Annotated in this window: 22 protein-coding genes; 13 read left to right on the forward strand and 9 right to left on the reverse strand. The window is 51.9% G+C overall.

The genetic code is table 11. From position 1 onward, the window contains the following. Nucleotides 1-62 precede the first annotated feature (62 nt). From prmB to dapC, 6 genes are all read right to left on the reverse strand, one after another. Nucleotides 63-953 (reverse strand): 50S ribosomal protein L3 N(5)-glutamine methyltransferase, encoded by an 891-nt coding sequence (gene prmB, locus Hfont_RS10025; protein WP_112992228.1) that lies wholly within the window; start codon nucleotides 951-953, stop codon nucleotides 63-65. 161 nt (nucleotides 954-1114) lie between these two features. Further along, on the reverse strand, nucleotides 1115-2242 hold the full coding sequence (dapE, locus tag Hfont_RS10030; RefSeq protein WP_112992229.1) for a succinyl-diaminopimelate desuccinylase: 1128 nt from the start codon (nucleotides 2240-2242) through the stop codon (nucleotides 1115-1117). Between the two features lie 4 nt (nucleotides 2243-2246). Next, nucleotides 2247-2600, reverse strand: a complete 354-nt coding sequence (locus Hfont_RS10035; RefSeq protein ID WP_112992230.1) for an ArsC family reductase — start codon at nucleotides 2598-2600, stop codon at nucleotides 2247-2249. Between the two features lie 2 nt (nucleotides 2601-2602). Continuing rightward, the gene (locus tag Hfont_RS10040) at nucleotides 2603-3730 is read right to left on the reverse strand and encodes a PilT/PilU family type 4a pilus ATPase (RefSeq protein ID WP_112992231.1); all 1128 of its coding nucleotides are present in this window, start codon (nucleotides 3728-3730) and stop codon (nucleotides 2603-2605) included. Nucleotides 3731-3810: 80 nt separating this feature from the next. Then, nucleotides 3811-4635 carry a 2,3,4,5-tetrahydropyridine-2,6-dicarboxylate N-succinyltransferase gene (gene dapD, locus Hfont_RS10045; protein WP_112992232.1) on the reverse strand — a complete coding sequence of 275 codons (825 nt, stop codon included), beginning with the start codon at nucleotides 4633-4635 and terminating at the stop codon, nucleotides 3811-3813. 85 nt (nucleotides 4636-4720) lie between these two features. Then, complete coding sequence (gene dapC / locus Hfont_RS10050; protein ID WP_112992233.1) at nucleotides 4721-5935, reverse strand: succinyldiaminopimelate transaminase; 1215 nt, start codon at nucleotides 5933-5935, stop codon at nucleotides 4721-4723. Between the two features lie 265 nt (nucleotides 5936-6200). Here dapC and smc point away from each other — a divergent pair, with 265 nt between their 5' ends. From smc to def, 5 genes are all read left to right on the forward strand, one after another. After that, nucleotides 6201-9716 (forward strand): chromosome segregation protein SMC, encoded by a 3516-nt coding sequence (gene smc, locus Hfont_RS10055; RefSeq protein WP_112992451.1) that lies wholly within the window; start codon nucleotides 6201-6203, stop codon nucleotides 9714-9716. Nucleotides 9717-10053: 337 nt separating this feature from the next. Beyond that, complete coding sequence (locus Hfont_RS10060) at nucleotides 10054-11172, forward strand: cell division protein ZipA C-terminal FtsZ-binding domain-containing protein (protein WP_112992234.1); 1119 nt, start codon at nucleotides 10054-10056, stop codon at nucleotides 11170-11172. Between the two features lie 2 nt (nucleotides 11173-11174). Then, nucleotides 11175-13277 (forward strand): NAD-dependent DNA ligase LigA, encoded by a 2103-nt coding sequence (gene ligA, locus Hfont_RS10065; RefSeq protein ID WP_112992235.1) that lies wholly within the window; start codon nucleotides 11175-11177, stop codon nucleotides 13275-13277. Continuing rightward, nucleotides 13264-14139 (forward strand): UTP--glucose-1-phosphate uridylyltransferase GalU, encoded by an 876-nt coding sequence (galU, locus tag Hfont_RS10070; RefSeq protein ID WP_112992236.1) that lies wholly within the window; start codon nucleotides 13264-13266, stop codon nucleotides 14137-14139. Before ligA ends, galU begins: the two co-directional genes overlap by 14 nt. After that, nucleotides 14136-14672 (forward strand): peptide deformylase, encoded by a 537-nt coding sequence (gene def / locus Hfont_RS10075; protein ID WP_112992237.1) that lies wholly within the window; start codon nucleotides 14136-14138, stop codon nucleotides 14670-14672. Before galU ends, def begins: the two co-directional genes overlap by 4 nt. A 42-nt stretch (nucleotides 14673-14714) precedes the next feature. Here the strand turns inward: def and Hfont_RS10080 are convergent, their stop codons facing one another. The 3 genes from Hfont_RS10080 to map form a co-directional block, all read right to left on the reverse strand. Then, a complete protein-coding gene (locus Hfont_RS10080; protein WP_112992238.1) occupies nucleotides 14715-15461 on the reverse strand; it encodes a pseudouridine synthase in 747 nt (248 codons plus the stop codon). Between the two features lie 89 nt (nucleotides 15462-15550). Further along, nucleotides 15551-18103: a [protein-PII] uridylyltransferase gene (locus tag Hfont_RS10085; RefSeq protein WP_112992239.1), complete on the reverse strand. Its 2553-nt coding sequence runs from the start codon at nucleotides 18101-18103 to the stop codon at nucleotides 15551-15553. A 6-nt stretch (nucleotides 18104-18109) separates the two neighbouring features. After that, nucleotides 18110-18946, reverse strand: coding sequence for a type I methionyl aminopeptidase (gene map / locus Hfont_RS10090; protein WP_112992240.1), 837 nt, complete (start codon nucleotides 18944-18946; stop codon nucleotides 18110-18112). A 291-nt stretch (nucleotides 18947-19237) separates the two neighbouring features. On the opposite strand from map, the gene rpsB reads away from it, so the two are divergent. The 8 genes from rpsB (at nucleotide 19238) to rseP (ending at nucleotide 26738) form a co-directional block, all read left to right on the forward strand. Further along, complete coding sequence (gene rpsB, locus Hfont_RS10095) at nucleotides 19238-19984, forward strand: 30S ribosomal protein S2 (protein WP_112992241.1); 747 nt, start codon at nucleotides 19238-19240, stop codon at nucleotides 19982-19984. A gap of 140 nt (nucleotides 19985-20124) precedes the next feature. Then, entirely contained in the window at nucleotides 20125-21006 is an 882-nt protein-coding gene (gene tsf, locus Hfont_RS10100; RefSeq protein WP_112992242.1) for a translation elongation factor Ts, read from the forward strand. Nucleotides 21007-21191: 185 nt separating this feature from the next. Beyond that, entirely contained in the window at nucleotides 21192-21908 is a 717-nt protein-coding gene (gene pyrH, locus Hfont_RS10105) for a UMP kinase (RefSeq protein ID WP_112992243.1), read from the forward strand. A 75-nt stretch (nucleotides 21909-21983) separates the two neighbouring features. After that, nucleotides 21984-22544 (forward strand): ribosome recycling factor, encoded by a 561-nt coding sequence (gene frr, locus Hfont_RS10110; RefSeq protein ID WP_112992244.1) that lies wholly within the window; start codon nucleotides 21984-21986, stop codon nucleotides 22542-22544. A gap of 49 nt (nucleotides 22545-22593) precedes the next feature. Continuing rightward, a complete protein-coding gene (gene uppS, locus Hfont_RS10115) occupies nucleotides 22594-23358 on the forward strand; it encodes a polyprenyl diphosphate synthase (RefSeq protein WP_112992245.1) in 765 nt (254 codons plus the stop codon). Continuing rightward, entirely contained in the window at nucleotides 23352-24170 is an 819-nt protein-coding gene (locus tag Hfont_RS10120; protein WP_112992246.1) for a phosphatidate cytidylyltransferase, read from the forward strand. Before uppS ends, Hfont_RS10120 begins: the two co-directional genes overlap by 7 nt. Nucleotides 24171-24189: 19 nt before the next feature. Beyond that, complete coding sequence (ispC, locus tag Hfont_RS10125; protein WP_112992452.1) at nucleotides 24190-25368, forward strand: 1-deoxy-D-xylulose-5-phosphate reductoisomerase; 1179 nt, start codon at nucleotides 24190-24192, stop codon at nucleotides 25366-25368. A gap of 2 nt (nucleotides 25369-25370) precedes the next feature. Further along, entirely contained in the window at nucleotides 25371-26738 is a 1368-nt protein-coding gene (gene rseP, locus Hfont_RS10130) for an RIP metalloprotease RseP (RefSeq protein ID WP_112992247.1), read from the forward strand. Nucleotides 26739-26747 lie beyond the last annotated feature (9 nt).

Consider the following 26747-nt stretch of genomic DNA (forward strand, 5'->3'; position numbering starts at 1 on the left):
TGCGAATGTCAGTCCGCTGATTTGCCCGGTTCCCGCATCAACGGGAACGAGCATATAAAAATTTATTGCAATTGATCTGCAGTGACCAAGAACACCATGTCGTCGCCGGCACTGGTGGTCAGCCAGGTCAAGTTCAATTCTGGAAATGCGGCTTCTGCAAACGCGCGTTCATTACCGATTTCGACCATCAAGATACCTTTTGGCGTCAGGCGTTTTGCTGCGCCGGCAACGATCTTGCGCACCAGATCCATGCCATCGTCACCACCTGCGAGTGCAATTTGCGGTTCGCGCAAATACTCTGGCGGCAGCTTGCCCATGGATGTGGAATTGACGTAAGGCGGATTGGTAATGATCAGATCGTATTTGTTCTCAGGCACATTCGTGTACAGATCGGATTCGATCAAAGTGATGCGATCCTGCAGTTCATATTCTTCCACATTGAGTTTCGCAACGGCCAATGCATCGGCAGAAATATCAACCGTGTCCACCTGCGCATTCGGGAAGGCATCTGCCAGCATGATGGGCAGGCAACCTGAACCCGTGCACAGTTCCAGAATATTGGTGATCTTGTCCGGATTGCTGACCCACGGTGAAAATTGATCGGGGATCAATTCTGCAATGAAGGAACGTGGCACGATCACGCGTTCATCGACGTAAAAGCGATAGCCGCCCAACCAGCCTTCGTTAGTGATGTAGGCTGCAGGCAGACGCTCATCGGCGCGCTGTTCGATCACGCGCAAGACGGCATCAACTTCATCCTGCAACAAGTGCGCATCGAAAAACGGATCGAGCTTGTCGAGCGGTAATTTCAATGTATGCAAAATCAGGTAAGCCGCTTCATCCAGTGCATTGGTGCTGCCATGGCCGAAGAACAGCTTCGCGGTGTTGAAGCGGGTCACTGCGTAACGCAGCAAGTCGCGAATGGTGGAGAGATCGTTAGGCTTGGTAGGCATGGTTCTATACAACTACTAAAAAGGATGAAGCCCGATACGCGCGTTGCGCTTATCGGGCAGGGTAATTTTGGTCATGACGTGCAATGTTTCAGCAAGTCTTGATTTTTCGATTTTTCAAGGCAGTCGCAGTAAATTCTGCGTTCGCTACCTTGATGTGTTTCTTACAGCAGCAAATTTTCCATCGTGCGGCGATAAATGTTTTTCAATGGATCGATGAATCGCACTTCAATATGTTCATCGATTTTATGAATGCTGCCGTTAGGCGGGCCGAACTCGACGACCTGTGGGCAAATCTGTGCGATGAAACGTCCATCGGATGTGCCGCCGGTAGTCGACAATTCTGTCGTCACGCCGGTTTCTGATTTGATGGCATCTGCCATTGCATCGCTCAAGCTGCCTTTAGGCGTCAGGAACGGATAACCGCTGATAGACCATTTCAAATCGTATTCGAGGCCATGTTTGTCGAGGATCGCATGTACGCGTTTTTGCAAACCTTCGACCGTACTAGCCGTGCAAAAACGGAAGTTGAAGTCGATCACGACATTGCCTGGAATCACATTCGATGCACCTGCACCGCCGTGCATATTCGATACCTGCCACGAGGTTGGCAGATAATATTCGTTGCCGTCATCCCATTTCTCGGCGACCAGTTCTGCCAATGCAGGTGCGCATTGGTGGATAGGATTGCGTGCCAGTTGCGGATACGCGATATGCCCTTGAATACCTTTGACGGTCAGTTTGCCGGACATGCTGCCGCGACGACCGTTCTTGATGGTGTCGCCCAGCACATCGGATGAAGTCGGTTCACCAACCACGCAGTAGTCGAGTTGTTCGCCGCGCGCTTTCAATGCATTACAGACGATCACGGTGCCATCTGTGGCCGGACCTTCTTCATCGCTGGTAATCAGGAAGCCTATCGAGCCTTTGTGATCCGGATGTGCGTGTACAAACTCTTCAGCGGCGACGACCATTGCTGCGATCGAAGTTTTCATATCCGCCGCACCGCGACCGTACAGTTTGCCATCACGTTGCGTTGGTACGAAAGGTGGTGATGTCCATTGCTCCAACGGACCTGTTGGCACCACGTCGGTATGGCCAGCGAATACCAGCAATGGTTGCGCGTATCCTTTACGTGCCCACAGATTCGTGACGCCATCGGATTCTATGGTTTCGCAAACAAAACCGAGAGGCGACAACAATTCGATCAGGCGTGATTGGCAGCCTTTGTCTTCAGGTGTTACCGATGACAGTGAAATCAGTTCTTCAGTGAGAGCGAGCGTCTTGCTCATAGAATTAATCTTGAAAAATTTGTTGATAAAGATCGGCCGAAAAGCCGACTGTAGTTTTTTTGTTCTTGACGAGGACAGGGCGCTTGATTACTGAGGGCGATTCCAGCATCAGTTCGGTTGCACTTGTCGCATCGACGATGGATGCCTTGCGTTCATCCGGCAGATTGCGCCAGGTTGTGCCTTTGCGATTGACCAGCACGTCCCACTGCACATCTCGCAACCAGCCGGCGATCAGTTCGCGTGTAATGCCGTCTTTCTTGAAATCATGAAAGACAAAATCAGTGTCATTGTTGCTTAACCAGGTGCGCGCTTTCTTGACCGTGTCGCAATTGGGGATGCCATACAGATTGATTGTCATGCTTACATTTTCAATGTGAATTCAGTGAAGCTCGCGCCTTGTTCTTCTTCAGGCTCTTCGACTTCCACTTTTTGTGCCGAGTTATTCAACAGCCAGAACAGGTTGCTGGCTGAGTCTGCGTGAGCCAGTGCTTCATCCTGTGTTACTACGCCATCCTTGATCAGTTGCATCAAGGCTTGTTCGAATGTTTGCGAACCTGGCGACATACTCTTCTCGATGGCTTCCTTGATCTGCGTGATTTCACCTTGCTCGATCAATTCCGCGACGTGGCGCGTATTCATCATGATCTCGACTGCGGCACGACGACCACCGTCAATGGCACTGATCAGGCGTTGCGAAACAATCGCACGCAAAGTCGACGAAAGATCTGTCAGCAGAGACTGGCGATTTTCTATCGGATAGAAATTGATGATCCGTGTCAGTGCCTGATAACTATTATTCGCATGCAGCGTTGCGACCACCAGATGTCCGGACTGCGCATAGGCGAGCGCGGCGGCCATGGTTTCCTTGTCGCGAATCTCGCCGATCAAAATGCAATCTGGCGCCTGGCGTAATGCATTGCGCAAGGCGACTGACATATTGGTCGAATCACTGCCGATTTCACGTTGATTGACGATCGAACGCTTGTTCTTGAACAAGTACTCGATTGGATCTTCCAGCGTCAGAATGTGACCGGTACGCAGCGTATTGCGATGATCCAGCATTGATGCAATCGTGGTCGACTTCCCTGAACCTGTGGAGCCGACGACCAGTAGCAGGCCGCGTTTTTCCATGATCAGGTTGGCTAGTGCAAACGGCAAGTTCAGTGTATCCAGCGCAGGGATTTCTCCCGGAATGTAGCGCAATACTGCAGAGATACTGCCGCGCTGACGGAACGCCGATAAGCGGAAGCTGCCGACGCCTGCCACCGGGATACCGATGTTGAGCTCGCTCTCGCGTTCGAGCTCTTCCAGTTTTGCTGCCGGCACGACTTCCGCCAGCAAGGACATGATGGCTTTCTGGTCCAGCTTCTGCTGGTTGATCGGCATCAAGCTGCCATTGATCTTGATATGGATCGGCGAATTGACTGCGATAAACAAGTCAGATGCTGCTTTTTCCTTCATCAGGAGAAATAACCGATCCATTGCCATGAGCGAATCCTTAGGTGGAAGTCAAAACACGATTTACAGCTTACCTCTGCAGTTCACTTGAACCATTGATGCAAGTGAGATTAGTCGCGCAGCAGTTCATTGATGCCGGTTTTTGCACGGGTTTTTGCATCCACGCGTTTGACGATCACAGCGCAGTACAAGCTGTATTTGCCATCAGCAGAAGGCAGGTTGCCGGATACAACGACTGAGCCGGCAGGAATACGACCGTAGCTTACTTCGCCGGTAGCACGATCGTAAATCTTGGTTGATTGACCGATGTAGACGCCCATCGAGATAACCGAGTTTTCTTCAACGATCACGCCTTCAACGATTTCTGAACGGGCACCGATGAAGCAGTTGTCTTCGATGATGGTTGGGTTGGCTTGCATAGGTTCCAGCACGCCGCCGATACCGACACCGCCAGACAAGTGAACGTTCTTGCCGATCTGTGCGCAGGAGCCAACTGTCGCCCATGCATCAACCATAGAACCTTCGTCGACGTATGCGCCGATGTTGACGAAGGACGGCATCATGACGACGTTTTTGCCGATGAAGCTGCCGTGACGTGCGACTGCAGGCGGCACCACGCGGAAGCCGCCTTTGGCGAAATCTTCAGCTGTGTAGTTTGCGAACTTGGTTGGAACCTTGTCGTAGAACTGCATGTGGTCGCCGGATGGCATCGTGATGTTGTCTTCCAGGCGGAAGGACAGCAAAACGGCTTTCTTGACCCATTGATTGACAACCCATGCGCCGCTGTCTTTTTGCGCAACGCGCAAAGTGCCATCGTTCAATTGCGCGATGACTTGCGCGACTGCATTGCGCAAATCTGCTGGTGCATTTTTAGGAGAAAAATCTGCACGGTTTTCCCATGCCTGGTCGATGATTTGTTCGAGTTGTTGTGTCATGTGAGTACTTATCGGTTGATGATAAAAATAAAATGAATTAAGAGCTTGGGTTTAAAGCTTAACTACCAGCTGTTCGGAAAAATAATCAGGAGTTTGCGCCAGATAATTTTTTGGTAAATTCGACGATGCGTTGCGCTGCTTCCAGACATTCATCGACTTCGGCTACCAGTGCCATGCGTATGCGATTTTGCCCGGGGTTGATGCCATGCGCCTCGCGGCCCAGATAGCTGCCTGGCAATACCGTGACATTATATTCGGCATAGAGACGCTTCGCGAATTCGATATCGCTGATGGTGGCGATTTTGTCGACTTTGGCCCACAGATAAAAACCGGCGTCCGGCAAATCGACATCCAGTACTTCTTGCAGCAAGGGTGTGACTTGCTTGAATTTCTTGACGTATTTTTCGCGATTCTCTATCACGTGTTGCTCATCGTTCCATGCTGCAATCGATGCGCTTTGCACGGATGGACTCATCGCGCTGCCGTGATAGGTGCGGTACAGCAGAAATTTCTTGAGAATTTCTGCATCGCCGGCAACGAAGCCGGAACGCATACCCGGCACATTCGAGCGTTTCGACAGGCTGGAGAATCCGATCAGACGAGGGTAGCCTTTGCGTCCCAGTTTGTGTGCAGCTTCCATGCCGCCCAAAGGGGCTTCCGCACCGAAGTAAATCTCGGAATAGCATTCATCGGCCGCGATGACAAAATTGTAGCGATCCGACAAGGCAAACAGCTCGGCCCAATCGTCCAGCGTCAGCACGGCGCCGGCAGGATTGCCTGGCGAGCAGACATAGACCAGTTGCACGCGCGACCATACTTCATGCGTGATCGCAGCAAAGTCCGGGGCAAAGTTGCGCGCCGGATCGCAATTAACAAAGTAGGGATGCGCGCCAGCCAGATAAGCTGCACCTTCGTAAATTTGATACAGCGGGTTCGGACACACGATCAAAGCGTGCTGGCTAGGATCGATCACGGTTTGCGCCAGTGCAAACAAGGCTTCACGCGAACCGTTGACAGGCAGCACTTGCGTGGCTGGGTCGAGTTTCGGCAGATTGTAGCGGCGCTCCAACCAGCTCGCGATAGTCGCACGCAAGGCTTCCGTTCCTGCTGTAGTCGGGTAAGTCGCCAAACCATCCAGATTGTCAGCCAATGCCTTTTGAATAAAAGCCGGCGTTGGATGCTTGGGTTCACCGATGCCCAGACTGATAGGACGGTAGGCAGCGTTCGGCGTGACGCCGGCGAACAGTTGCTTGAGTTTTTCGAAAGGGTAGGGTTGCAGCTGATTTAGAAGTGGATTCACGGCAGAGGGCGGAAAATATGCGATCAGTGTTAACAGTGAGTGTCAATTGAGGCAAGGTTCAAAGTGGCAACATTATACCGCCCATGAGCCTGTAACCGTAGCGCGCTTTACGCCATACTTAAGGTCTTGCGTAAGGACTTGTTTCAAATGCTAATAAACGTTATTTCAAATGCTATGATTACCCCCTTTTGCGGGCTGTTTCGCCGCATCCGCCAACTCGGTCGGAACCTTAATTCTGTTGTATATCCTGGGAACGGTTGATAACGTGCGTTTAACTTCGATTAAATTATCTGGATTTAAGTCTTTCGTCGATCCAACGAATTTTCAGGTGCCTGGCCAATTGGTAGGGGTCGTCGGCCCTAACGGTTGCGGTAAATCCAATATTATCGATGCAGTGCGCTGGGTTTTGGGTGAATCCAAGGCTTCCGAGTTGCGCGGCGAATCGATGCAGGACGTTATTTTTAACGGCACTAATACCCGCAAACCGGCAGGACGCTCCTCAGTCGAACTGGTATTCGATAATGGCGAAGGCAAAGCCGCCGGTCAGTGGGGCCAGTATGCAGAGATCGCCGTCAAGCGCACGTTGACGCGCGACGGTACCTCGACTTACTACATCAATAATCAGGGCGTACGTCGCCGCGATATTCAAGACATTTTCCTTGGTACCGGTCTTGGCCCACGCGCTTACGCGATTATTGGTCAAGGCATGATTTCGCGCATCATCGAAGCGCGCCCGGAAGAACTGCGTATCTTTCTGGAAGAAGCCGCCGGCGTATCCAAGTACAAGGAACGTCGTCGCGAAACAGAAAATCGCCTGCAAGACACGCGTGAAAATCTGCTGCGCGTGGAAGACATCCTGCGCGAGTTGAATGCCAATCTGGAAAAGCTGCAAAGCCAGGCTGCCGTCGCGCAAAAATTCCACGAACTGCAAGCTGATCAGGACGAGAAACAAAAGCTGCTGTGGCTGTTGCGCAAGAATGAAGCGAAGGGCGAGCAGGACAAGCATTTCCGCGATATCGAAAAAGCGCAAGTCGACCTGGAAGAACAAACCGCCAAATTGCGTCATGTAGAAACCGAACTTGAACATATGCGCCAGGCGCATTACGGTGCTGGTGATCGCATGCACCAGGCACAAGGGCATTTGTATCAAACCAATTCCGAAATCGGCAGTCTCGAAGCACAAATCAAGTTCGTCATCGAATCGCGCAGCCGTTTGCAATCACAACTCAATTCATTGACCGCACAACGCGATCAATGGCAACGCCAGGGCACGCAATACCAGGATGATCTGGTCGATGCAGAAATGCATCTGGAAGAACAAGCGATGCGTGTCGAGCAAGCGCAGGAAATCGCGCACCGTGAAAACGACAGATTGCCCGCATTGGAGCAGGCATGGCGCGAATCGCAATTGAAAACGACTGAGTCGCGCGGCAAGATCATGCAGGCGCAGCAACAGATCGAACTCGAATCCGCACATCAACGTAACGCTTCCAATATTCTGTCCGGCTTGACCGTACGTCGTGAGCGTTTGCAGCAAGAAAAACAAGGCCTGAATCTGCCTGACTCCACACATCTTTCCAACTTGAAGATGCAGCTGGAAGAAAAGCAGGCAACGCTGGAAGAAGCAACCGAACAGCTGGAAGTCGCGCAAGAGCAACTACCCAAGCTGGAAGAAGAACGTCGCACAGCGCAGCAGCAAGTGAATACTGAAACTGCCAACAACGCGCAACTCGAAGCACGCCTTGCCGCATTGAAGCAATTGCAGGAAAACGTACAGACACAAGGCAAGGTTCAACCGTGGTTGCAAAAACACGAGCTGAGTGAGTTGCCGCGCTTGTGGCAAAAGCTGCATATCGATCAAGGTTGGGAAACCTCGCTGGAATCGGTATTGCGTGAACGCACCTCGGCGCTGGAAATGTCGAATCTCGATTGGGCCAAAGCCTTCTTCAACGATGCGCCTCCAGCCAAGTTGGCTTTGTTCACGCCGAACGCGACACCGTCGGAAGCGATCCCAACGCAAGCGGGTCTCAAGCCTTTCCTGAGTTTGCTGCAATTGAACGATCCTGGTCTGCGCGCCTTGCTGCAGGATTGGCTGCACAACGTCTATGTCGCCGACGATATCGCGGCCGCTTTCGTCGATCGTAATAAATTGCCTAACGGCGCTTATTTCGTCACCAAGCAAGGTCATGTCATCAGCAAATCGAGTGTGCGTTTTTATGCATCAGATTCCGAACAGGATGGCATGCTGGCACGCCAGCAGGAAATCGAAAACATCACCAAGCAATTGCGTGCGCAGCACATGCTGGCTGACGAAGCGAAGTCTCGTTCGGTACGTGCCGAATCTGCATTGACGCAAGCAACGCAACGCCTGCAAGAGATTCGCCAGCGTGCGAATACGTTGACGCAAGCGGTACATGGTTTGCAAATCGATGTGATGAAACTGTCGGAAGTACAGGAACGCTTCAACCAGCGCAGCACGCAGATCAGCACAGATCTGGAAGAAATCGCTGCGCAGGAAGCCGAACAGCAACAAATCAAGGCAGAGTCGGAAGCCAAGTTCGAACAACTCGACGGCGAGTTGGGTGAGTTGCAGGAAAAACACGAAGAAGGACAGACTGAATATCTGGCTAAAGAACAGCAGTTGAATGACGCACGCCAACGCGCACGTGAACTCGAGCGTGCTGCACAAGAAGCTGGATACGCGGAGAAGTCGCAACGCAGCAAGATAGAAGAATTGAAACGCAGCATCGCTACTGCGCTGGAGCAAGCGGCTCAACTGTTTGCCAATATGCAGCAAGGCAGCCTGGAGCTGGAAAGCCTGGACGATCAGGCTGCACAAGCCGGTCTGCAAACCTTGCTAGACAAACGTACTGAGCAAGAACGTGCGTTGGCCGATGCTCGCCATGAACTTGATCAACTGACACAGCAATTGCGCGGCCATGACGAGGCGCGTATGCAAGCCGAACGCAGCCTGCAACCGCAACGAGATCGCATCATGGAGCTGCAGTTGAAAGAACAGGCCGCACGCCTGAATCAGGAACAATACGCGCAGCAACTGATAGAAGCACAAGCCGACGAAGCGGCGCTGATGGAAAAACTCAACGGTGACGTACGTCCTTCTTATCTGCAAGGCGAAGTCACACGTCTGACGAATGCCATCGCGGCTCTGGGCGCCGTCAATCTGGCCGCACTGGATGAACTGGCAACCGCATCGGAACGTAAAAACTTCCTCGATGCGCAAAATGCCGATCTGACCGAGGCAATCAATACGCTGCAGGATGCAATCCACAAGATCGACAAGGAAACACGCGATCTGTTGCAAGACACTTTCGACAAGGTCAATCATCACTTCGGCGAATTGTTCCCGATTCTGTTCGGTGGCGGTCAGGCCAAATTGACGATGACAGGCGAAGAGATTCTGGATTCCGGTGTGCAAGTGATGGCGCAACCGCCAGGCAAAAAGAATGCAACGATTCATTTGCTGTCAGGTGGTGAAAAAGCATTGACGGCAACCGCACTGGTGTTCTCGATGTTCCAGCTGAATCCTGCACCGTTCTGCCTGCTGGATGAGGTCGATGCGCCGTTGGATGATGCCAATACCGAACGTTTCTGCAACATGGTCAAACGCATGTCGGCACATACGCAGTTCCTGTTTATTTCGCATAACAAGATCGCTATGGAAATGGCGCAGCAATTGATCGGTGTGACGATGCAGGAGCAGGGCGTATCACGGATTGTTGCAGTTGATATGGAATCGGCCGCCAGTTTCGCAGAGGCCTGATGCGCTAACGTAATACTGAAATGGAATGCAGCAATTTTTAATGTTGAAGGCGTAGCGTTCTAGTGGAAAATTTCGCGGAGCTCTGGTTTTCAACAGTGTTTTTCAGAGAGCGGATAGATTTTCGGTTCGCTCGCCAGACTTAACATGAACATGTGTTGTACGGTATCCTGCAAGCTGGTTGCCACCTGTTGTAGGCACGCTTTTTTATCGGATAGTGGACGACCATCAAACCCTGGATTTTTATGACGCAATCCGTTTTATCTTATTTTGTCGCTCGCATCTTTTGCTCGATGAATATCCGCACGATGACCAATCAATTTTCCGTTCAAGGTGCAGCATGACCGATCTGCAGACCAGTTTGATAGTGATAGGTGGCGCGATTGTGGTCGGTGTCATTTCCTATAACAAGTGGCAGGAATACAAGGCGAAGAAAAGTGTTGAGCGCGCTTTTTCAGCGTCGCATGATGACGTGCTCATGGTGCCTAGTGAAGAAGGTGCCGCACCGATATCGGTTACGGATTTTAGTGCTGAGCGACGCGAGCCGACATTGTCATCTGCTGATCAGGCCTATGCCGATACACCTTTCGAAGGCGCGGAGCCGGAAGAGCGCGCGCAGGAAGAACTCGACGCGCAAGCAGACATGATGCAAGCGGTGGAAGAAAAAGAATTGCCGGTTGATTACCTGATCGATTGCACGATTCCTTTGGCCTTGACCACGCAACTACGCGGCGAAAAAATTCTGCCTGCTTTGCAATCCTTGCGACATGTCGGTAGCAAGCCGGTAAATTTTGCCGGCCAGAATATCAATGGCGGTTGGGAAGCGATTACGCATGGCGGTATTTATAAATCGCTGATGGCGGGCGTGCAACTCGCGAACCGCAGCAATGCGCTGAACGAATTGGAGTATTCCGAATTCGTGATGCGTCTGCGCCAGATAGCCGATGATTTCGATGCGGATCCTGATGTGCCGGATATGGCTGAAGTCATGGTGAGCGCACGTTCCTTGCATCATTTCGTCACTGAGTACGATGCCAAACTCAGCGTGAATATTCAATCCAATGGTGCGCCGTGGTCGGTAACGACCTTGCTTGCTGCATTGGGACGGCAAGGTTTTGATGTGCGCCCTGAAGGTCGTTTGGTAATGCCGGATGGCGATGGCGGCGTACTGTTCTCTTTATCGACTAATGTCACACTTGCAGAAGAAACGACGAATCGTTTGACGCTGTTGCTGGATGTGCCGGTCGTTGCTCCTGAACGCGATGGTTTCGGCGCGATGATCGCTTGCGCACGTTCCTTGTCATCGCGACTGGACGGCACAGTCGTAGACGATAGCAGCCAGCCTTTGTCGGATGCATCCCTGAATGAAATCGGCGGCCAGATCGAAGTGTTTTACGCCGATATGGAAGCAGCGGATATTCCGGCAGGCTCCAACCGGGCTTTGCGCTTATTTAACTGATCATGCAGCCGGATCTGTTTTCAACAGCATCGCAACAAGCGGGCACTGTGCCGTCTGAAAAAAAATCGCAAGACATTCCAGATGCCAGCAATCCGCCTGCACGCGCAGCGTGGTTGCGCGATGAATTGAATCGCCACAATTACGCTTATCACGTACTCGATAATCCATCGATCCCGGATGCGGAATACGACAAGCTGTTCCGCGAATTGCAGGCGATTGAAGTCGCACATCCCGAACTACTGGTTTTCGATTCGCCTACGCAGCGCGTGGGTGCCTTGGCTGCATCCGCCTTTCCGCAAGTCACGCACTCGGTGCCTATGCTGTCGCTGGGTAACGGTTTTGAAGATGCAGATATCGTTGCCTTCGATAAACGCGTCAGCGATGGTTTGAACAGTACAGTTGAAGTCGAATACGCGACCGAATTGAAGTTCGACGGACTCGCGATCAATCTGCGCTATGAAGACGGCATACTGGTGCAGGCTGCGACACGCGGCGATGGTGCGACCGGGGAAAACGTGACTGCCAATATACGTACAGTGCGTGAAATTCCTTTACGTCTGCATACAGCGACGCCACCCAAAGTATTGGATGTGCGTGGCGAAGTCATGATGTACAAGGCCGATCTGCAAAAACTGAATGAACGCCAGCGTGAATTGGATGCAAAGGAATTCGCCAATCCCCGTAATGCGGCTGCCGGCAGCTTGCGTCAACTCGATTCGCGTATTACCGCACAGCGTACCCTGCGTTTCTTCGCTTACGGCATAGGCTTGCTGGAAGGTGCGGACATGCCTGCATCGCATTCCGCTTTGCTGGACTGGTATGCGGAACTGGGTATTCCAGTATGCGCAGAACGGGCAGTGGTGAATGGGGCGCAAGGTTTGCTCGAATTCTACAAAAAGACTGGCGCAAAACGTGCGCAGTTACCGTACGAAATCGATGGCGTCGTATACAAAGTCAATCGCCTGGATCAACAACAGCAACTCGGTTTCGTGTCACGCGCGCCACGTTTTGCGATCGCGCATAAATTTCCTGCGGAAGAAGCGTTGACGACGGTGCTGGACATTGAAGTGCAGGTCGGGCGTACCGGCGCGATTACACCAGTCGCACGTCTGGCGCCAGTATCGGTGGGCGGTGTCACCGTCACCAATGCAACTCTGCATAACGAAGATGAAGTACGTCGCAAGGATATTCAAATAGGCGATACGGTGATTGTGCGACGCGCCGGCGATGTGATTCCGGAAGTAGTGGCCTACGTACCTGAGTCGCGGCCGGCGAATGCGCAACCTTTCGTCATGCCTAGCAATTGCCCGGTCTGCGGTTCGCCTATCGTGCGTCTGGAAGATGAGGCAATTGCGCGCTGTTCAGGTGGCTGGATCAAGTGTTCGGCGCAGCGCAAAGGTGGCTTGCTGCACTTTGTCTCACGCCGCGCAATGGATGTCGAAGGCCTGGGCGATCAACTGGTGGAACAATTGGTCGACAAGCACATCATCACGACGGCTGCAGATTTGTACAAGCTGGGTTTTCGCGCATTGGCCGAGCTGGATAGAATGGCCGACAAGTCTGCACAGAATGTGCTCGCCGCTCTGGAAAAATCCAAGACCACGACTTTTGCACGTTTTATCTATGCGCTCGGGATTCGCCATGTAGGCGAAGCAACGGCGAAGGAACTGGCGCGACATTTTGGCAATCTGGATGCCTTGCTGGCAGCGTCGGAAGAACAGTTATTGGAAGTCGCAGACATTGGCCCGGTCGTGGCAAAATCGATCACGGCATTTTTAAGCGACCCATTGAATGTCGAATTGCTTGCGCAGTTGCAGGCAGCCGGTGTTCATTGGCCGGAACATGTTGTTGAAAACAAGCCCAAGCCGTTTGCCGGTAAAACCTTTGTGTTGACGGGAACATTGCCGACCTTGAGTCGCGATGCTGCGGCTGAAAAAATTGAAGCAGCCGGCGGCAAGGTTGCCGGCTCTGTCTCAAAAAAAACCAGTTATGTAGTCGCCGGCACAGAAGCTGGCAGCAAACTTGCTAAAGCCGAAGAGCTGGGCTTGACGATACTCGACGAAACCGCATTCCTTCAATTATTGGATAGTGATGAACAAAATTAAAAAAGCAGTTTTCCCGGTGGCTGGCCTGGGCAGTCGTTTTTTGCCAGCAACCAAAGCGCAACCCAAGGAAATGCTGCCGATTGTCGACAAGCCACTGATCCAATACGCGGTGGAAGAAGCCGTTGCAGCCGGCATCACCGAGATGGTTTTCATTACAGGGCGCAACAAGCGCGCGATTGAAGATCATTTCGATACGGCTTACGAACTGGAAGCAGAATTGGCTGCCGCCGAAAAAAATGCATTGCTGGATCTGGTGCGCAATGTCATTCCCAAGCACATCAACTGCATTTACATACGTCAGTCGGCGCCGCTAGGTCTTGGCCACGCAGTATTGTGCGCACGTCCGGTGATTGGCAATGAACCGTTTGCAGTCTTGCTGGCCGATGATTTCATGGATACCGATGCTGGTACGAAGCCGGTGCTGGCGCAGATGACAGATATATTCGAACGCGAAGGCCACAGCATACTCGCGGTGCAGGATGTGCCGCGCGCAGAAACCAAGCAGTACGGCATCGTCAGTGCGACGAATTATCAAAACAATCTGGAGCTGGTCAACGCGATCGTTGAAAAACCGCAACCTGACGTAGCGCCATCGACGCTGGCGGTGGTTGGTCGCTACATTTTGACTAACAAGATATTTGATTATCTGGAAAAAATCGGCAAGGGCGCAGGTGGCGAGATTCAGTTGACCGACGGCATTGCCGCCTTGATGCAAGCGGAAAAGGTGCTGGCTTATCGTTATGCCGGACAGCGTTATGATTGTGGTTCCAAGCTCGGTTATTTGAAAGCGACCATGGCGATGGGACGCAAGCATCCGGAAACCGGCGCTGCATTTGAAGAATATTTGAAGGCAATGAAATGAGCGTTAGAGAAATCCTGAAGATGGGTGATCCGCGTCTGTTGCGTGTGGCTGAACCGGTTACCGAGTTCAATACGCCGGAGCTGGATGCGTTGATTGCGGACATGTTCGACACCATGCATGCCGCCAATGGCGCCGGTCTTGCCGCGCCGCAGATAGGCGTGAATCTGCGTTTGGTGATTTACGGCTTCAAACAAAATACGCGCTATCCCGATGCGCCACCGGTACCGGAAACTGTATTGATCAACCCGAAGTTGCGTCCGCTTTCAGCCGAGCGCGAAGAGGGTTGGGAAGGTTGTTTGTCAGTGCCGGGATTACGCGGCATGGTGCCGCGTTTCAGCGCTTTGCATTACGAGGGTTTTGATCAGTTCGGTAATGTAATCAGCCGAGATGCAGAGGGTTTTCATGCGCGCGTGGTGCAGCATGAGTGCGATCATCTGGATGGGATTTTGTATCCGATGCGTATCGAAGATTTTACGCAGTTCGGTTACGTCGATGTGTTATTCCCTGAAATGGATGCGAACGAAGACGATTGATTTTATAGACTTGAAGCAGTGATTACTTCACTGCGCGGGTACTCAAAATTCTTCGCCTTCATTTAAATAGCGCCATTCTCCCACCGGTAAATCACCCAGCTTTACACGGCCTATGCGCACGCGTTTCAAGCCAACTACTTTCAATCCGACGATATCGCACATACGGCGAATCTGACGCTTTTTCCCTTCGCGTAAAATGAAGCTGAGCTGATCTTCATTTTGCCATTTCACCTGCGCCGGCAACAGCTTTTTCCCATCCAGCATCAAACCGTGATTCAATCGCTTCAAATCAGACTCGGGCAGCTTGCCCGGCTTGATGTATTGCACGCGCACCAGATATTCTTTCTCTACGCTGGTGGTTTCGCCGATCAGGTGTTTGGCGATGCGGCCATCTTGCGTCAGCACCAGCAAACCGACGGAATCGATGTCGAGTCGTCCGGCCGGAACCAGACTGCGTAATTGCGTTGGATGGAATTGCGTGGTTGACTTGTCTTCTTTCCAGCGATTCTCGGCCTTGATCAAGGCGACGGCCGGTTTGTAGCCGTCTTCAGCCTGGCCGCTGACGTAGCCCATAGGTTTGTTGATCAAGATCGTCACGCGCTTCGATTGTTCTGCGGCTGCCTGGCGTTCAACTGTCACGCGTTGTGTAGGCAAGATTTTTGTGCCGAGTTCCGAGACAACTTTGCCATCGACGCGGACCCAGCCGCGCTCTATCCATTCATCGGCTTCGCGACGGGAGCAAAGGCCAAGTTCTGACATGCGTTTGGAAAGGCGTAATGGTTCGGTCATGGCGATGCAGTTTTATAAAAATTAATGGTGATGATTAAAAATGATTTTGACGCGGAAGTCTGGGCGGAATCTTGAAATTTACAAGGACCTCAGACTCGCAAGGCATCGAGCAGGTCGCTTTCCAGCTGAATCTGGCTGCGCGGATTGTTCAATGCCAAACCATCGATCAGGAAGACGTCTTCGACTCGTTCGCCCAGCGTCATGACTTTGGCGGTATGCAGATTGACTTTGTACTTGGTGAGCACATTGGCGATCGAATACAGCAAGCCATTTCTGTCATTGGCTGAGACAGTCAGTAAATAATATCGGCCGCGTTCATCCGGGCGCAAATCAACAGTCGGCGTCGCCGGGAAGTTGCGGCACAGACGAGACAAACGACCTTTGCTAGGTAAAGGCAAGTCGCTTTGCATGATCAGCATCTTGCTCAAGTCATGCTCGATCAGGCTGATCAAGTCGCGATAACTGTCGGCAAACGCCGGTTCTGTAATCAGGAAGGTATCAAGCGCGTAACCGTGTTTGGTGGTGTGAATCTTGGCGTCGAGAATACTGAAATTCTTGTGGTCGAAATAACTGCAAATGCGTGCGAACAGATCAGGTTGATCCTTGACATACACCGTCACCTGCAAACCTTCGCCTATCGGTGCCAGGCGGCATTTTACGATTGGTACTGTACTGTCGATTTTGTCGTACAGAACACGTGTTTGCCATGCGATATCGGCGGCATCGTGGCGCAGGAAGTAAACCACATCCAGTTGCTGCCAGAGTTTTTCATGATCCTTGTCGGACAAGCCAAACAGACGCAAGGATTTGAGTGCTTCTTCCTGCCGGTTCTTGAGCTCACGATCGGCCGATGGCGCTTGCCCGCCGAATACACGCGAAGTCATGTGATACAGATCTTCCAGCAACTTGCCTTTCCACGCATTCCAGACTTTCGGACTGGTGCCGCGTATGTCGGCCACAGTCAGCAAATACAGTGCGGTCAGATGACGTTCATCCTTTACCAGCTTGGCGAATGTAGTGATGACATCCGGATCGGATAAATCCTGTTTCTGCGCAACCTGCGACATCGTCAAATGATTCTCGACGAGGAAGATAACAAGCTCGGTATCTTCCTCCGACAAGCCGTGATCGACGCAAAAGACACGCGCATCTTCCATCCCTAATTGCGAATGATCGCCGCCACGGCCTTTGGCTATATCGTGAAACAGCGCGGCGATATACAGCAGCCACGGTTGTGAAAAATTGGCGGCGAGCTGGCTGCAAAACGGATATTCGTGCGCATGCTGGCTGAGGAAAAAGCGGCGTACATTGCGCACCACCATCATGATGTGTTGATCCACTGTATAGACGTGGAAAAGATCGTGCTGCATCTGGCCGACGATCTTGCGGAAATTCGGCAGATAGCGACCCAAAACGCTGGTCTGATTCATGCTGCGCAGCGCATGCGTAATGCCTTGCGGTGCCTGCAGAATTTTCATGAAGAGTGCGCGATTGACCGGGTCGCGGCGGAATTTGTTATCGATCTTGAAGCGCGAGTGCCACAGCGCACGGAAGGTGCGCGAAGTCATGCCCTTCAGTTCAGGATGCAAGGACAGCAGCAGGAAAACTTCCAGCATCGCAGACGGTGTCACATCGAAAGTATCGTCATGCGCGATATCGATAAAACCGTTCACTTCATTGAAACGTTCATTGATCGCGACCGGCGAAGTCATTTGCGGGAATAGTTGCGCTTCAATGTTTTGCAGCAGGATCGCATTGAGTTGCGTGACCGCTTTTGCAGCGAGATAGTAACGCTGCATCAGGTATTCGCTGGCGCGACGCGTTTCTGTCGACTTGAAGCCTATCGATTCGGCAATTGCAGTCTGGATATCGAAGACCAGTCGGTCTTCACGACGATTGGCGATGATGTGCAGCCGTATCCGCACATCTTTGAGCGCACGTTCTTTTTGCTTGAGTTGGCGTGCTTCGGTCGGCGTAATCAATCCACGTTCGGCCAATGCCGGCCAGGAGTCGCCGAGTCCTGCCGCTTTTGCGACCCATAGAATTACTTGCAGATCGCGCAGGCCGCCCGGGCTTTCCTTGCAGTTCGGCTCCAGACTGTAGGGTGTGTCTTCGTATTTGGCGTGGCGTTGGCGCAGTTCCAGGGTTTTATCCTGAAAAAAGGCGCGTGGGTTCATTGCCGCATCGCAGCGCTCTTTCATGGACTGAAATAGAGAGGCATTACCGATAACTAATCTGGCCTCGAGCAAACTGGTTTGTACAGTGATGTCGGCTGCCGCTTCCGACAGGCATTCATCGATGGTACGTATGCTGTGGCCGATCTCGAGGCCGATATCCCAAAACAACTGGATCAATTCTTCCAGTTTTGCCTGCAGTTCGTTATCGGGCGCTTCCTGCAGCAATATCAATACATCGACATCGGAGTAGGGGAACATTTCTCCGCGACCGTAACCACCGACTGCGACCAAAGCGGCAGATGCTGGCAAGTTAAAATTAGCCCAGGATTTGGACAATGCTTCATCGACGTTTTTGGTTAATTCCGTCAATAACAGATCTGTCTTGCCGTTTGCCAAAAACCGGTCTATGACGATTTGTCGCTCGGCTTTGAGCTGTTCTTTCAGTTCGATGGCAAAAGACGGCATGAATGATCAGGCGTTGACAGTTTGTGGGATATCCGTTGGCGGCACGATAAATGCCGGTGGTGGTGGGGTGCCAGCCGATTGTGTCAGTATTTCGTAACCGGTTTCGGTCACGAGTATCGTATGTTCCCACTGTGCCGACAGGCTTCTATCCTTGGTTTTGATGGTCCAGCCATCACCCATTTCGCGGATTTCGCGGCGACCGGCATTGATCATGGGTTCGACTGTGAAGATCATGCCCGCTTCGAGTTTTTCCAGCGTGCCAGGGCGGCCGTAGTGCAGCACTTGCGGCTCTTCGTGGAATACCTTGCCGATGCCGTGGCCGCAAAATTCGCGCACCACGCTGTAGCCGGCTTTTTCCGCATGCTGTTGAATCACGAAGCCGATATCGCCCAGATGCGCGCCTGGTTTGATTTTCGAGATGCCGAGCCACATGCATTCATAGGTGATTTCGCTCAAGCGTTTGGCCTGGATGGATGGTTCGCCGAGCAGGAACATACGGCTGTTGTCACCATGATAACCATCCTTGATGACGGTAATGTCCAGATTGACCGAATCGCCATTCTTCAAAACTTTATCACCGGGGATGCCGTGGCAGATCACGTCGTTGACAGATGTACAAATCGCTTTTGGATAGGGCGTATAGCCGGGCGGGCAATAATTCAGTGGAGCGGGAATGGTGCCTTGTACATTGACCATGTATTCATGGCACAGGCGATCCAGTTCGCCGGTGGTGACGCCGACTTTGACGAAGGGGGTAATGTAATCAAGTACTTCGGCGCCTAAGCGGCCGGCAATACGCATGCCTTGGATGTCTTCTGCAGTTTTAATTGAAATATTGCTCATGGGAAGCCGAAAAGTGCTGAGTTAGATGCTGCGTTATTCGCTGAAATCGCAGCATGAATTAATAATAGATGATGAATTATAGACGAGCGCCTACTTATTCGCCGACGAAAGTGGCACGGGACTTGAAACAAACGGCTATTTTGAGGTAGAATCTCGGGCTTGCCTGAATTGGTTTTCAAGCAAATTTTTTTGTAAATCGCGAATCCGCTCGAAAAGGGTGCCTGAGTCAAGACTGAAATCAGTCTGAATCCGGTGACTGAGCAGATTCCAGACCCCAACCCTGGAGATATTATGTCAGTAACTATGCGTGAAATGCTGGAAGCCGGTGTCCATTTTGGTCACCAAACCCGCTTCTGGAACCCTAAGATGGCCCCTTACATTTTCGGCCATCGCAACAGAATTCATATCGTCAATCTGGAAAAAACCCTGGGCATGTACCAGGAGGCGATGAAGTACATCAAACAATTGTCTTCCAATCGCGGCACCGTGCTGTTCGTCGGCACCAAGCGTCAAGCGCGTGAAACCATCGCCGCTGAAGCAGCGCGCGCTGGCATGCCTTACGTTGATCAACGCTGGTTGGGCGGCATGCTGACCAACTTCAAAACGATCAAAACATCGATCAAGCGTTTGAAAGAAATGGAAGCTTCGATTGCAGATGGTTCAGTCGAAAAACTCAGCAAAAAAGAAGCGCTGATGTTTGATCGCGAAAAAATCAAGCTGGAAAAAGCAATCGGCGGCATCAAGGATATGGGCGGCATTCCTGACGCAATTTTCGTGGTTGACGTTGGTTACCACAAAGGCGCGATCACCGAAGCAGCTAAACTGGGTATCCCGGTTATCGGTGTGGTTGATACCAATCACTCGCCAGAAGGCGTGACTTACATCATTCCAGGTAATGATGACTCGTCCAAAGCAATCATGTTGTACGCACGCGGTGTAGCAGATGCGATCCTCGAAGGCCGCGCTAGCGCGACTAACGATCTGGTCGAAGCTATCAAAGGCGGCGACGACTTCGTTGAAGTCAACGAGCAGGCTTAATACCCTGGCTCTGATGGTTTGAGCGTCAGAAATGAAGGGGCAACAATAGTTAGCCCCTTTTTTTCGAGCACATTTTGAACGTAATAAGATGGAAGACGTCACAACGACGTCCGTCTGTCAGGAATTGTTAGGAGATTGTAATGGCCGTTATTACTGCAGCTATGGTTGGTGAATTGCGCGCGCTTACCGATGCGCCTATGATGGAATGCAAAAAAGCATTGACGGAAGCCGATGGCGATCCAGTCAAGGCAGAAGAACTGCTGCGCGTTAAACTCGGCAGCAAGGCATCGAAAGCAGCTTCCCGTGTGACCGCTGAAGGCGTTGTTGCTGCCTTCGTTTCCGGTGGTGTCGGCGCATTGGTCGAAGTTAACTGCGAAACAGATTTCGTTACCAAGAACGATGAGTTCCTCGCCTTGGCAAATGCTTGCGCCAAATTGATCGCTGAGAAAAATCCGGCTGACGTCGCGGCCTTGTCGGCTTTGCCATTGGATGGCAAAACAGTTGAAGAACAACGCGCTGCGTTGATCGGCCGTATCGGTGAAAACATGTCTATTCGTCGTTTTCAACGTTTCGAGACAACTGGTAAATTGGCTTCCTACCTGCACGGTACCCGTATCGGCGTGATGGTCGATTTCGATAGCGCAGACGAACAAGTTGGTAAAGATGTTGCAATGCACATCGCCGCGATGAAGCCGGTTGCCTTGTCGTCCGACAATGTTCCTGCTGATCTGATCGCCAAAGAGCGTTCGGTTGCAGAGTTGAAGGCAGCAGAATCAGGCAAACCAGCTGAAATCGTCACCAAAATGGTTGAAGGTTCGGTACAGAAATACCTGAAAGAAGTTTCCTTGCTGAATCAAACATTTGTTAAAAACGACAAGCAAACCGTCGAACAAATGTTGAAAGACACCAAATCCACCGTGAAAGCATTCACGATGTATGTAGTCGGTGAAGGCATCGAGAAAAAGCAAGACGACTTTGCCGCAGAAGTAGCAGCACAAGTCGCAGCAGCAAAACAGGCGTAAGTTAAAAAAATCGGGCCGAAAGGCCCGTTTTTTTAACGCCATCAAGTATGCTTTGATGTGCGCCAATAATTAAGATTTTGCTTCAGCATCGTCATCCACAATATGGCGATGCTGAAGCAGAATCTGGTAAGAACTGAAGTAAAACCATCGCCTCAGTACAACCGGATAAACAAGGAATCCTGCCCATGACAAGCCCAGCCTACAAACGCGTTCTTCTCAAACTTTCGGGTGAGGCGTTAATGGGAGACGATCCGTACGGCATCAATCGCGCGACCATCGAGCGTATGGTGGCCGACGTGTCGGAAGTGTCAAAGTTAGGTGTGGAGTTGGCGATCGTAATTGGTGGCGGCAATATTTTCCGTGGCGTCGCTCCGGGTGCGGAAGGCATGGACCGCGCCACCGCCGACTACATGGGTATGCTGGCCACTGTGATGAATTCGCTGGCCTTGGCCGATGCAATGCGCCAGGCTGGTATCACGGCACGCGTGATGTCGGCGATTGCGATTGAACAAGTTGTTGAGCCTTATGTTCGTCCCAAGGCTTTGCAATACCTGGAAGAGGGCAAGATTGTTGTCTTCGCAGCCGGTACTGGCAATCCATTCTTTACCACCGATACCGCAGCTGCTCTGCGCGGTTCTGAAATCGGTGCGGAAATCGTGTTGAAGGCTACCAAGGTGGATGGCGTGTACAGCGCAGATCCAAACAAGGATCCGGATGCGACACGTTATTCCACCATCACTTTTGACGAAGCGATTTCCAAGCATTTACAAGTGATGGATGCGACTGCATTTGCCTTGTGCCGCGACCAAAAATTACCAATTAAAGTGTTCTCCATCGTCAAGCCAGGTGCGCTCAAACGCGTGATCATGGGTGAAGATGAAGGCACATTGGTGCACGTATAAATCAAGTAAATTTTGCTGAATTGAATTCGGCGAATTCAATTCGCGTTTAACTCGTAGTAGAAGAGGAGAACAGTAATGACTGTTGTAGATGCAAAAAAAACTGCTGATCAAAAAATGCAAAAGTCCATCGAGACTTTGAAGGCAGATTTGGCAAAAGTACGTACCGGCCGCGCTCACACCGGCATACTGGACCATGTCATGGTCGAGTATTACGGCAATCCGACCAATTTGACGCAGGTTGCCAACGTGACGCTGGTTGATGCGCGCACGATCGGTGTTCAACCTTTCGAAAAGAAAATGGTTGCCGTCGTTGAGAAGGCAATTCGTGATGCCGATCTGGGTCTGAATCCATCGACTCAGGGCGAAATGATCCGTGTACCAACGCCGCCATTGACCGAAGAACGCCGCAAGGAAATGGTCAAGCTAGTCAAAAGCGAAGCTGAAGATGCAAAAATCGCGATCCGCAATATTCGCCGCGACGCCAACGAAAGCCTGAAAAAGCTTTTGAAAGAAAAAGCCTGCTCGGAAGACGACGAACGCCGTGCGCAGGATGAAATCCAGAAACTGACCGACAAGTTTGTACTGGAAGTCGACAAAATGGTCGTCGAAAAAGAAAAAGAAGTGCTGACAGTTTGAGTCGGCTCTCGATTCTTTTGCCATCCCCATTATTTCTGGATATCCATCCATGACGTCGTCGAGCTCAACCCAGGTCGTGCCTGACGTATCGCTGGTGCCGCGTCATATTGCCATCATCATGGATGGCAATGGACGCTGGGCGACCAAGCGTTTCATGCCGCGCGTGGCAGGTCACGTCAAAGGTGTGGAAGCCGTGCGCGGTATCGTCGAAGCATGTGCGATGCAGGGCGTGGAGTATGTAACCTTTTTTGCTTTCAGCTCGGAAAATTGGCGTCGCCCGGATGATGAGGTGTCCTTGCTGATGCGTCTGTTCGTGACGGCGCTGGAGCGTGAGGTTGCCAAGATGCATGCCAACGGTATCCGACTGAAAATTGTCGGCGACCTTAGTCGTTTCGACGACAAACTGCAAAAAATGATTGCCAGCGCGGAACGTAAAACGGCTGCAAACGATAAGTTGACGGTCACCATTTGTGCCAACTATGGCGGTCGTTGGGACATCATGCAGGCGGTCAATCAAATGGTGGCGACCAATCCCGGTGCGACTGATTTCAGTGAAGAGCAACTGGCGCAATATTTGTCGCTGGCTTATGCTCCTGAGCCTGATCTGTTCATACGCACTGGCGGCGAAGAACGTATTTCCAACTTCCTGCTGTGGCAGCTCGCTTATACCGAGTTGTATTTCACCGATGCCTACTGGCCTGATTTTGATGCGGCTGAGTTGGAGAAGGCAATTTCATCCTATCAGCAACGCGAACGGCGCTTTGGTCGTACCAGTGCCCAGTTGACTGAACAAGCGTCGGCGGCCAAATGCTGAAAACCCGTGTCATCACTGCATTGATCTTACTGGCAGTGCTGTTGCTGGTGATTTCTTCTGCTTCATTTATCGTCTTTGCCGTATTCACGGGAATCTTCTTTGCTGCGGCCGCGTGGGAATGTCTGCGCCTGTTTGGCAATAAATTTCCTGTGGTCGGGGCCGTCTTGTGGACAGTAGCGTTTGCCTATCTGGTGGTGACTGCCAGCTTTAAACAAAGTGTGCTGCTGTACGCGATCTGCGTTGCGATCTGGGCCTTGCGTCTGGTGCCTTCGCTGGGATTCGGATTGCCATCGCTGGATGGCGTGCGGAATCGCTTGCTGACCGGTATTTACGGCATTGCCGTCCTAGGTGCGTTCGTTGCCATCCTCAGTTTATACAATCGTTCAGCGCTATACATGTTCTCGGTCATGGCGCTGGTCTGGATTGCCGATATCGGCGCATATTTCAGTGGTAAGGCTTTTGGCAAACGCAAGCTGGCGCCCTCGATTTCTCCCGGTAAATCGTGGGAAGGTGCGATAGGCGGCGGCATTCTGGTATTGCTCGCTAGTGCAGCGACGCTGAAAGTACCAGCCTTGAACGATACGTTTGCTGTACAGCTTTACCTCAAATGGGGTTGGGCTGGTTTTCTCTCGATATTAATATTGATGGTTGCTGCCAGCATAGTCGGCGATCTGTTCGAATCCCAACTCAAGCGTCGCGCAGGCATGAAGGACAGCAGTAATCTGCTGCCCGGCCATGGTGGCGTACTCGATAGACTGGACGCATTGATCCCGACATTGCCGCTGGCAGTGCTGGTTGGCTACTGGATGTAAGGCGCAAATGCAGCAAAAAATGCAGTACATCACAATACTCGGTTCGACCGGCTCCATAGGCGTATCGACACTGGACGTCATTGCACGTCATCCTGATCGTTATCGTGTCTATGCATTGACGGCGCAAAATCGTGTCGAAGAATTGGCCGCGCAGTGCGTACAATTTCAGCCGAGTATCGCCGTCGTTGGCAACGCCGAATCTGCTCAAAAACTCCAACTCATATTGCGTCAACAAGGCTTGAAAACTCAGGTCGAACATGGCGCAGCCGCTTTGTGCGCAGTTGCCAGTGCGGCAGAGTGCGATTGCGTGATGGCGGCGATTGTCGGCGCGGCTGGTTTGGCTCCTACGCTGGCAGCAGCGCGTGCCGGTAAAAAAGTACTGTTGGCGAATAAAGAAGCGCTGGTCATGTCTGGTCCTTTGTTGATGGACGCAGTGGCTTCCAGTGGTGCGACCTTGATGCCGATTGATAGCGAACACAATGCTATTTTCCAGTGCATTCCTGCGGCATATCACGATCAACATCAACGCACACCATCGCAACACGGTATCGAAAAAATCCTGTTGACGGCGTCGGGCGGACCTTTCCTGCATCGCGATATCAACACACTGGATAAAGTAACTTGTGCAGAAGCGATTGCGCATCCTAAATGGGTAATGGGCCGAAAAATTTCGGTGGACTCGGCCACGATGATGAACAAGGGCTTGGAAGTGATAGAAGCGCACTGGTTGTTCGGTGTGCCGGCCAGCCAGATTGAAGTCGTGATTCACCCGCAAAGCGTGGTGCATTCTATGGTGTCGTACGTGGATGGCTCGGTGCTGGCACAACTTGGCAATCCCGATATGCGTACGCCGATCGCACACGCGATGGCGTACCCGGAACGTATCGCTTCAGGAGTTGCTTCTATCGATCTGGTCAAGATTGCGCAGCTTACTTTTGAGGCACCCGATCTGGTCCGATTTCCCTGTCTGAAACTGGCGTATGATGCATTGCAAGCGGGCGGTTCAGCGCCGGCGATCATGAATGCTGCGAATGAAATCGCAGTACAGGCCTTCCTGGATGGTCGTATCGGTTTTCGCGTGATCGATCAATTGATTGCACGCGTGATGGCCGCCTTGCCCTCGGGCCCAGTAACGGATATTGAATCAGTTTTTGAGCAGGATCAGCGCGCGCGCGATGTTGCCAATTCTTTTATATAAACATGCACTTTCTCCAAACCATTCTGGCTTTTGCGGTCGTTCTCGGCGTGCTGATTATCGTGCACGAACTGGGACATTATCTGGTCGCGCGCTGGTGCGGCGTCAAGGTGTTGCGTTTCTCTGTGGGTATGGGGAAGGTCGTTTATTCGCGACGTTTCGGCGCGGACCAGACCGAATGGGCGATTTCTGTTTTGCCCCTTGGTGGTTACGTCAAAATGCTGGATGCGCGCGAAGGTGACTTGAGCGACGTTTCGCCGGAAGATTTGAAGCGCGAATTTACCCGGCAATCGGTATGGCGTCGTATTGCTATTGTGGCTGCGGGTCCACTTGCCAATTTCTTGCTGGCGATCTTGGTATTTGCCGGTTTGTACGTCTATGGTATTCCGGAACCAGCTCCTAAGCTGCGTGCGCCAGCAGAACAGTCAGTAGCCTATCAAGCTGGCTTGCGCGGTGGGGAACTGGTTACTGCGGTCAATGGCGAGCCGATTCAGATCTGGAACGACCTGCGCTGGCAGATGGTGCAAGGGGTTGTGAATAACAAGCCGGTCAAGCTGGATGTTGAGCGGGCGAATCCCAATTTTCCATCTGAAAAATTAATCAGCACGCTAACCATTCCCGTCGACAGCATTTCTGCCGAAGAGCTGGAAGGTGACTTTCTCGTCAAACTGGGTATCGATCTGGCACGTCCTCGCGCAATCCTGGGCCAGGTTGTAGCAGACGGTCCTGCGATGCTTGCAGGCTTGCAGACTGGCGATCTGGTGACAGCCGTGAATGGTGTGGCGATTCCTGATGGCATGGCCTTGGTGGAAGCAGTACGCGCTTCTCCGGGCAAGATGCTGAAAATCGATCTTTTGCGCGATGGTAAGCCGCTGAGCGTCAATGTCACGCCGGAAGAGGCGAACAAGGATGGTCAGGTTTTCGGCCGCATCAAGGTCGAGGTGCCGATGGTGCCGGATATGGTGTTGGCGAGCCATGGCCCGATTGCGGCTTTGGTCAAGGGCGTACAGAAGACCTGGGATACCAGTGTGATGACGCTCAAGATGGTCGGCAAGATGATCGTCGGCGAGGTGTCGTGGAAAAATGTGACTGGTCCGATTACGATCGCTGATTACGCTGGGCAGACGGCGCGTATAGGTCTGATCAGTTACCTTAGTTTTATCGCCTTCGTCAGTATCAGTTTGGGTGTCATGAATCTATTACCTATCCCAGTGCTGGATGGTGGGCATTTGCTGTATTATGCTGTGGAAGTTTTGACGGGTCGTCCTGTCTCTGAACGCTTTGGCGCAATTGCGCAGCGTGCAGGAATAGGAATATTGATGACCTTGATGTTGGTGGCGGTTTTTAATGATATTAACCGCCTGATCTCCTGACCAGGTAAG

This window comes from Herminiimonas fonticola (assembly GCF_003293745.1).
GTDB classification, from domain to species: domain Bacteria; phylum Pseudomonadota; class Gammaproteobacteria; order Burkholderiales; family Burkholderiaceae_D; genus Oxalicibacterium; species Oxalicibacterium fonticola.

Bases quoted from the DNA above. Each gene is read 5' to 3' on its own strand.
- prmB (WP_112992228.1), bottom strand. From the start codon at position 953: ATGCCTACCAAGCCTAACGATCTCTCCACCATTCGCGACTTGCTGCGT.
- dapE (WP_112992229.1), bottom strand. From the start codon at position 2,242: ATGAGCAAGACGCTCGCTCTCACTGAAGAACTGATTTCACTGTCATCG.
- Hfont_RS10035 (WP_112992230.1), bottom strand. From the start codon at position 2,600: ATGACAATCAATCTGTATGGCATCCCCAATTGCGACACGGTCAAGAAA.
- Hfont_RS10040 (WP_112992231.1), bottom strand. From the start codon at position 3,730: ATGGCAATGGATCGGTTATTTCTCCTGATGAAGGAAAAAGCAGCATCT.
- dapD (WP_112992232.1), bottom strand. From the start codon at position 4,635: ATGACACAACAACTCGAACAAATCATCGACCAGGCATGGGAAAACCGT.
- Hfont_RS10060 (WP_112992234.1), top strand. From the start codon at position 10,054: ATGACCGATCTGCAGACCAGTTTGATAGTGATAGGTGGCGCGATTGTG.
- ligA (WP_112992235.1), top strand. From the start codon at position 11,175: ATGCAGCCGGATCTGTTTTCAACAGCATCGCAACAAGCGGGCACTGTG.
- galU (WP_112992236.1), top strand. From the start codon at position 13,264: ATGAACAAAATTAAAAAAGCAGTTTTCCCGGTGGCTGGCCTGGGCAGT.
- def (WP_112992237.1), top strand. From the start codon at position 14,136: ATGAGCGTTAGAGAAATCCTGAAGATGGGTGATCCGCGTCTGTTGCGT.
- Hfont_RS10080 (WP_112992238.1), bottom strand. From the start codon at position 15,461: ATGACCGAACCATTACGCCTTTCCAAACGCATGTCAGAACTTGGCCTT.
- Hfont_RS10085 (WP_112992239.1), bottom strand. From the start codon at position 18,103: ATGCCGTCTTTTGCCATCGAACTGAAAGAACAGCTCAAAGCCGAGCGA.
- map (WP_112992240.1), bottom strand. From the start codon at position 18,946: ATGAGCAATATTTCAATTAAAACTGCAGAAGACATCCAAGGCATGCGT.
- rpsB (WP_112992241.1), top strand. From the start codon at position 19,238: ATGTCAGTAACTATGCGTGAAATGCTGGAAGCCGGTGTCCATTTTGGT.
- tsf (WP_112992242.1), top strand. From the start codon at position 20,125: ATGGCCGTTATTACTGCAGCTATGGTTGGTGAATTGCGCGCGCTTACC.
- pyrH (WP_112992243.1), top strand. From the start codon at position 21,192: ATGACAAGCCCAGCCTACAAACGCGTTCTTCTCAAACTTTCGGGTGAG.
- frr (WP_112992244.1), top strand. From the start codon at position 21,984: ATGACTGTTGTAGATGCAAAAAAAACTGCTGATCAAAAAATGCAAAAG.
- uppS (WP_112992245.1), top strand. From the start codon at position 22,594: ATGACGTCGTCGAGCTCAACCCAGGTCGTGCCTGACGTATCGCTGGTG.
- Hfont_RS10120 (WP_112992246.1), top strand. From the start codon at position 23,352: ATGCTGAAAACCCGTGTCATCACTGCATTGATCTTACTGGCAGTGCTG.
- ispC (WP_112992452.1), top strand. From the start codon at position 24,190: ATGCAGTACATCACAATACTCGGTTCGACCGGCTCCATAGGCGTATCG.
- rseP (WP_112992247.1), top strand. From the start codon at position 25,371: ATGCACTTTCTCCAAACCATTCTGGCTTTTGCGGTCGTTCTCGGCGTG.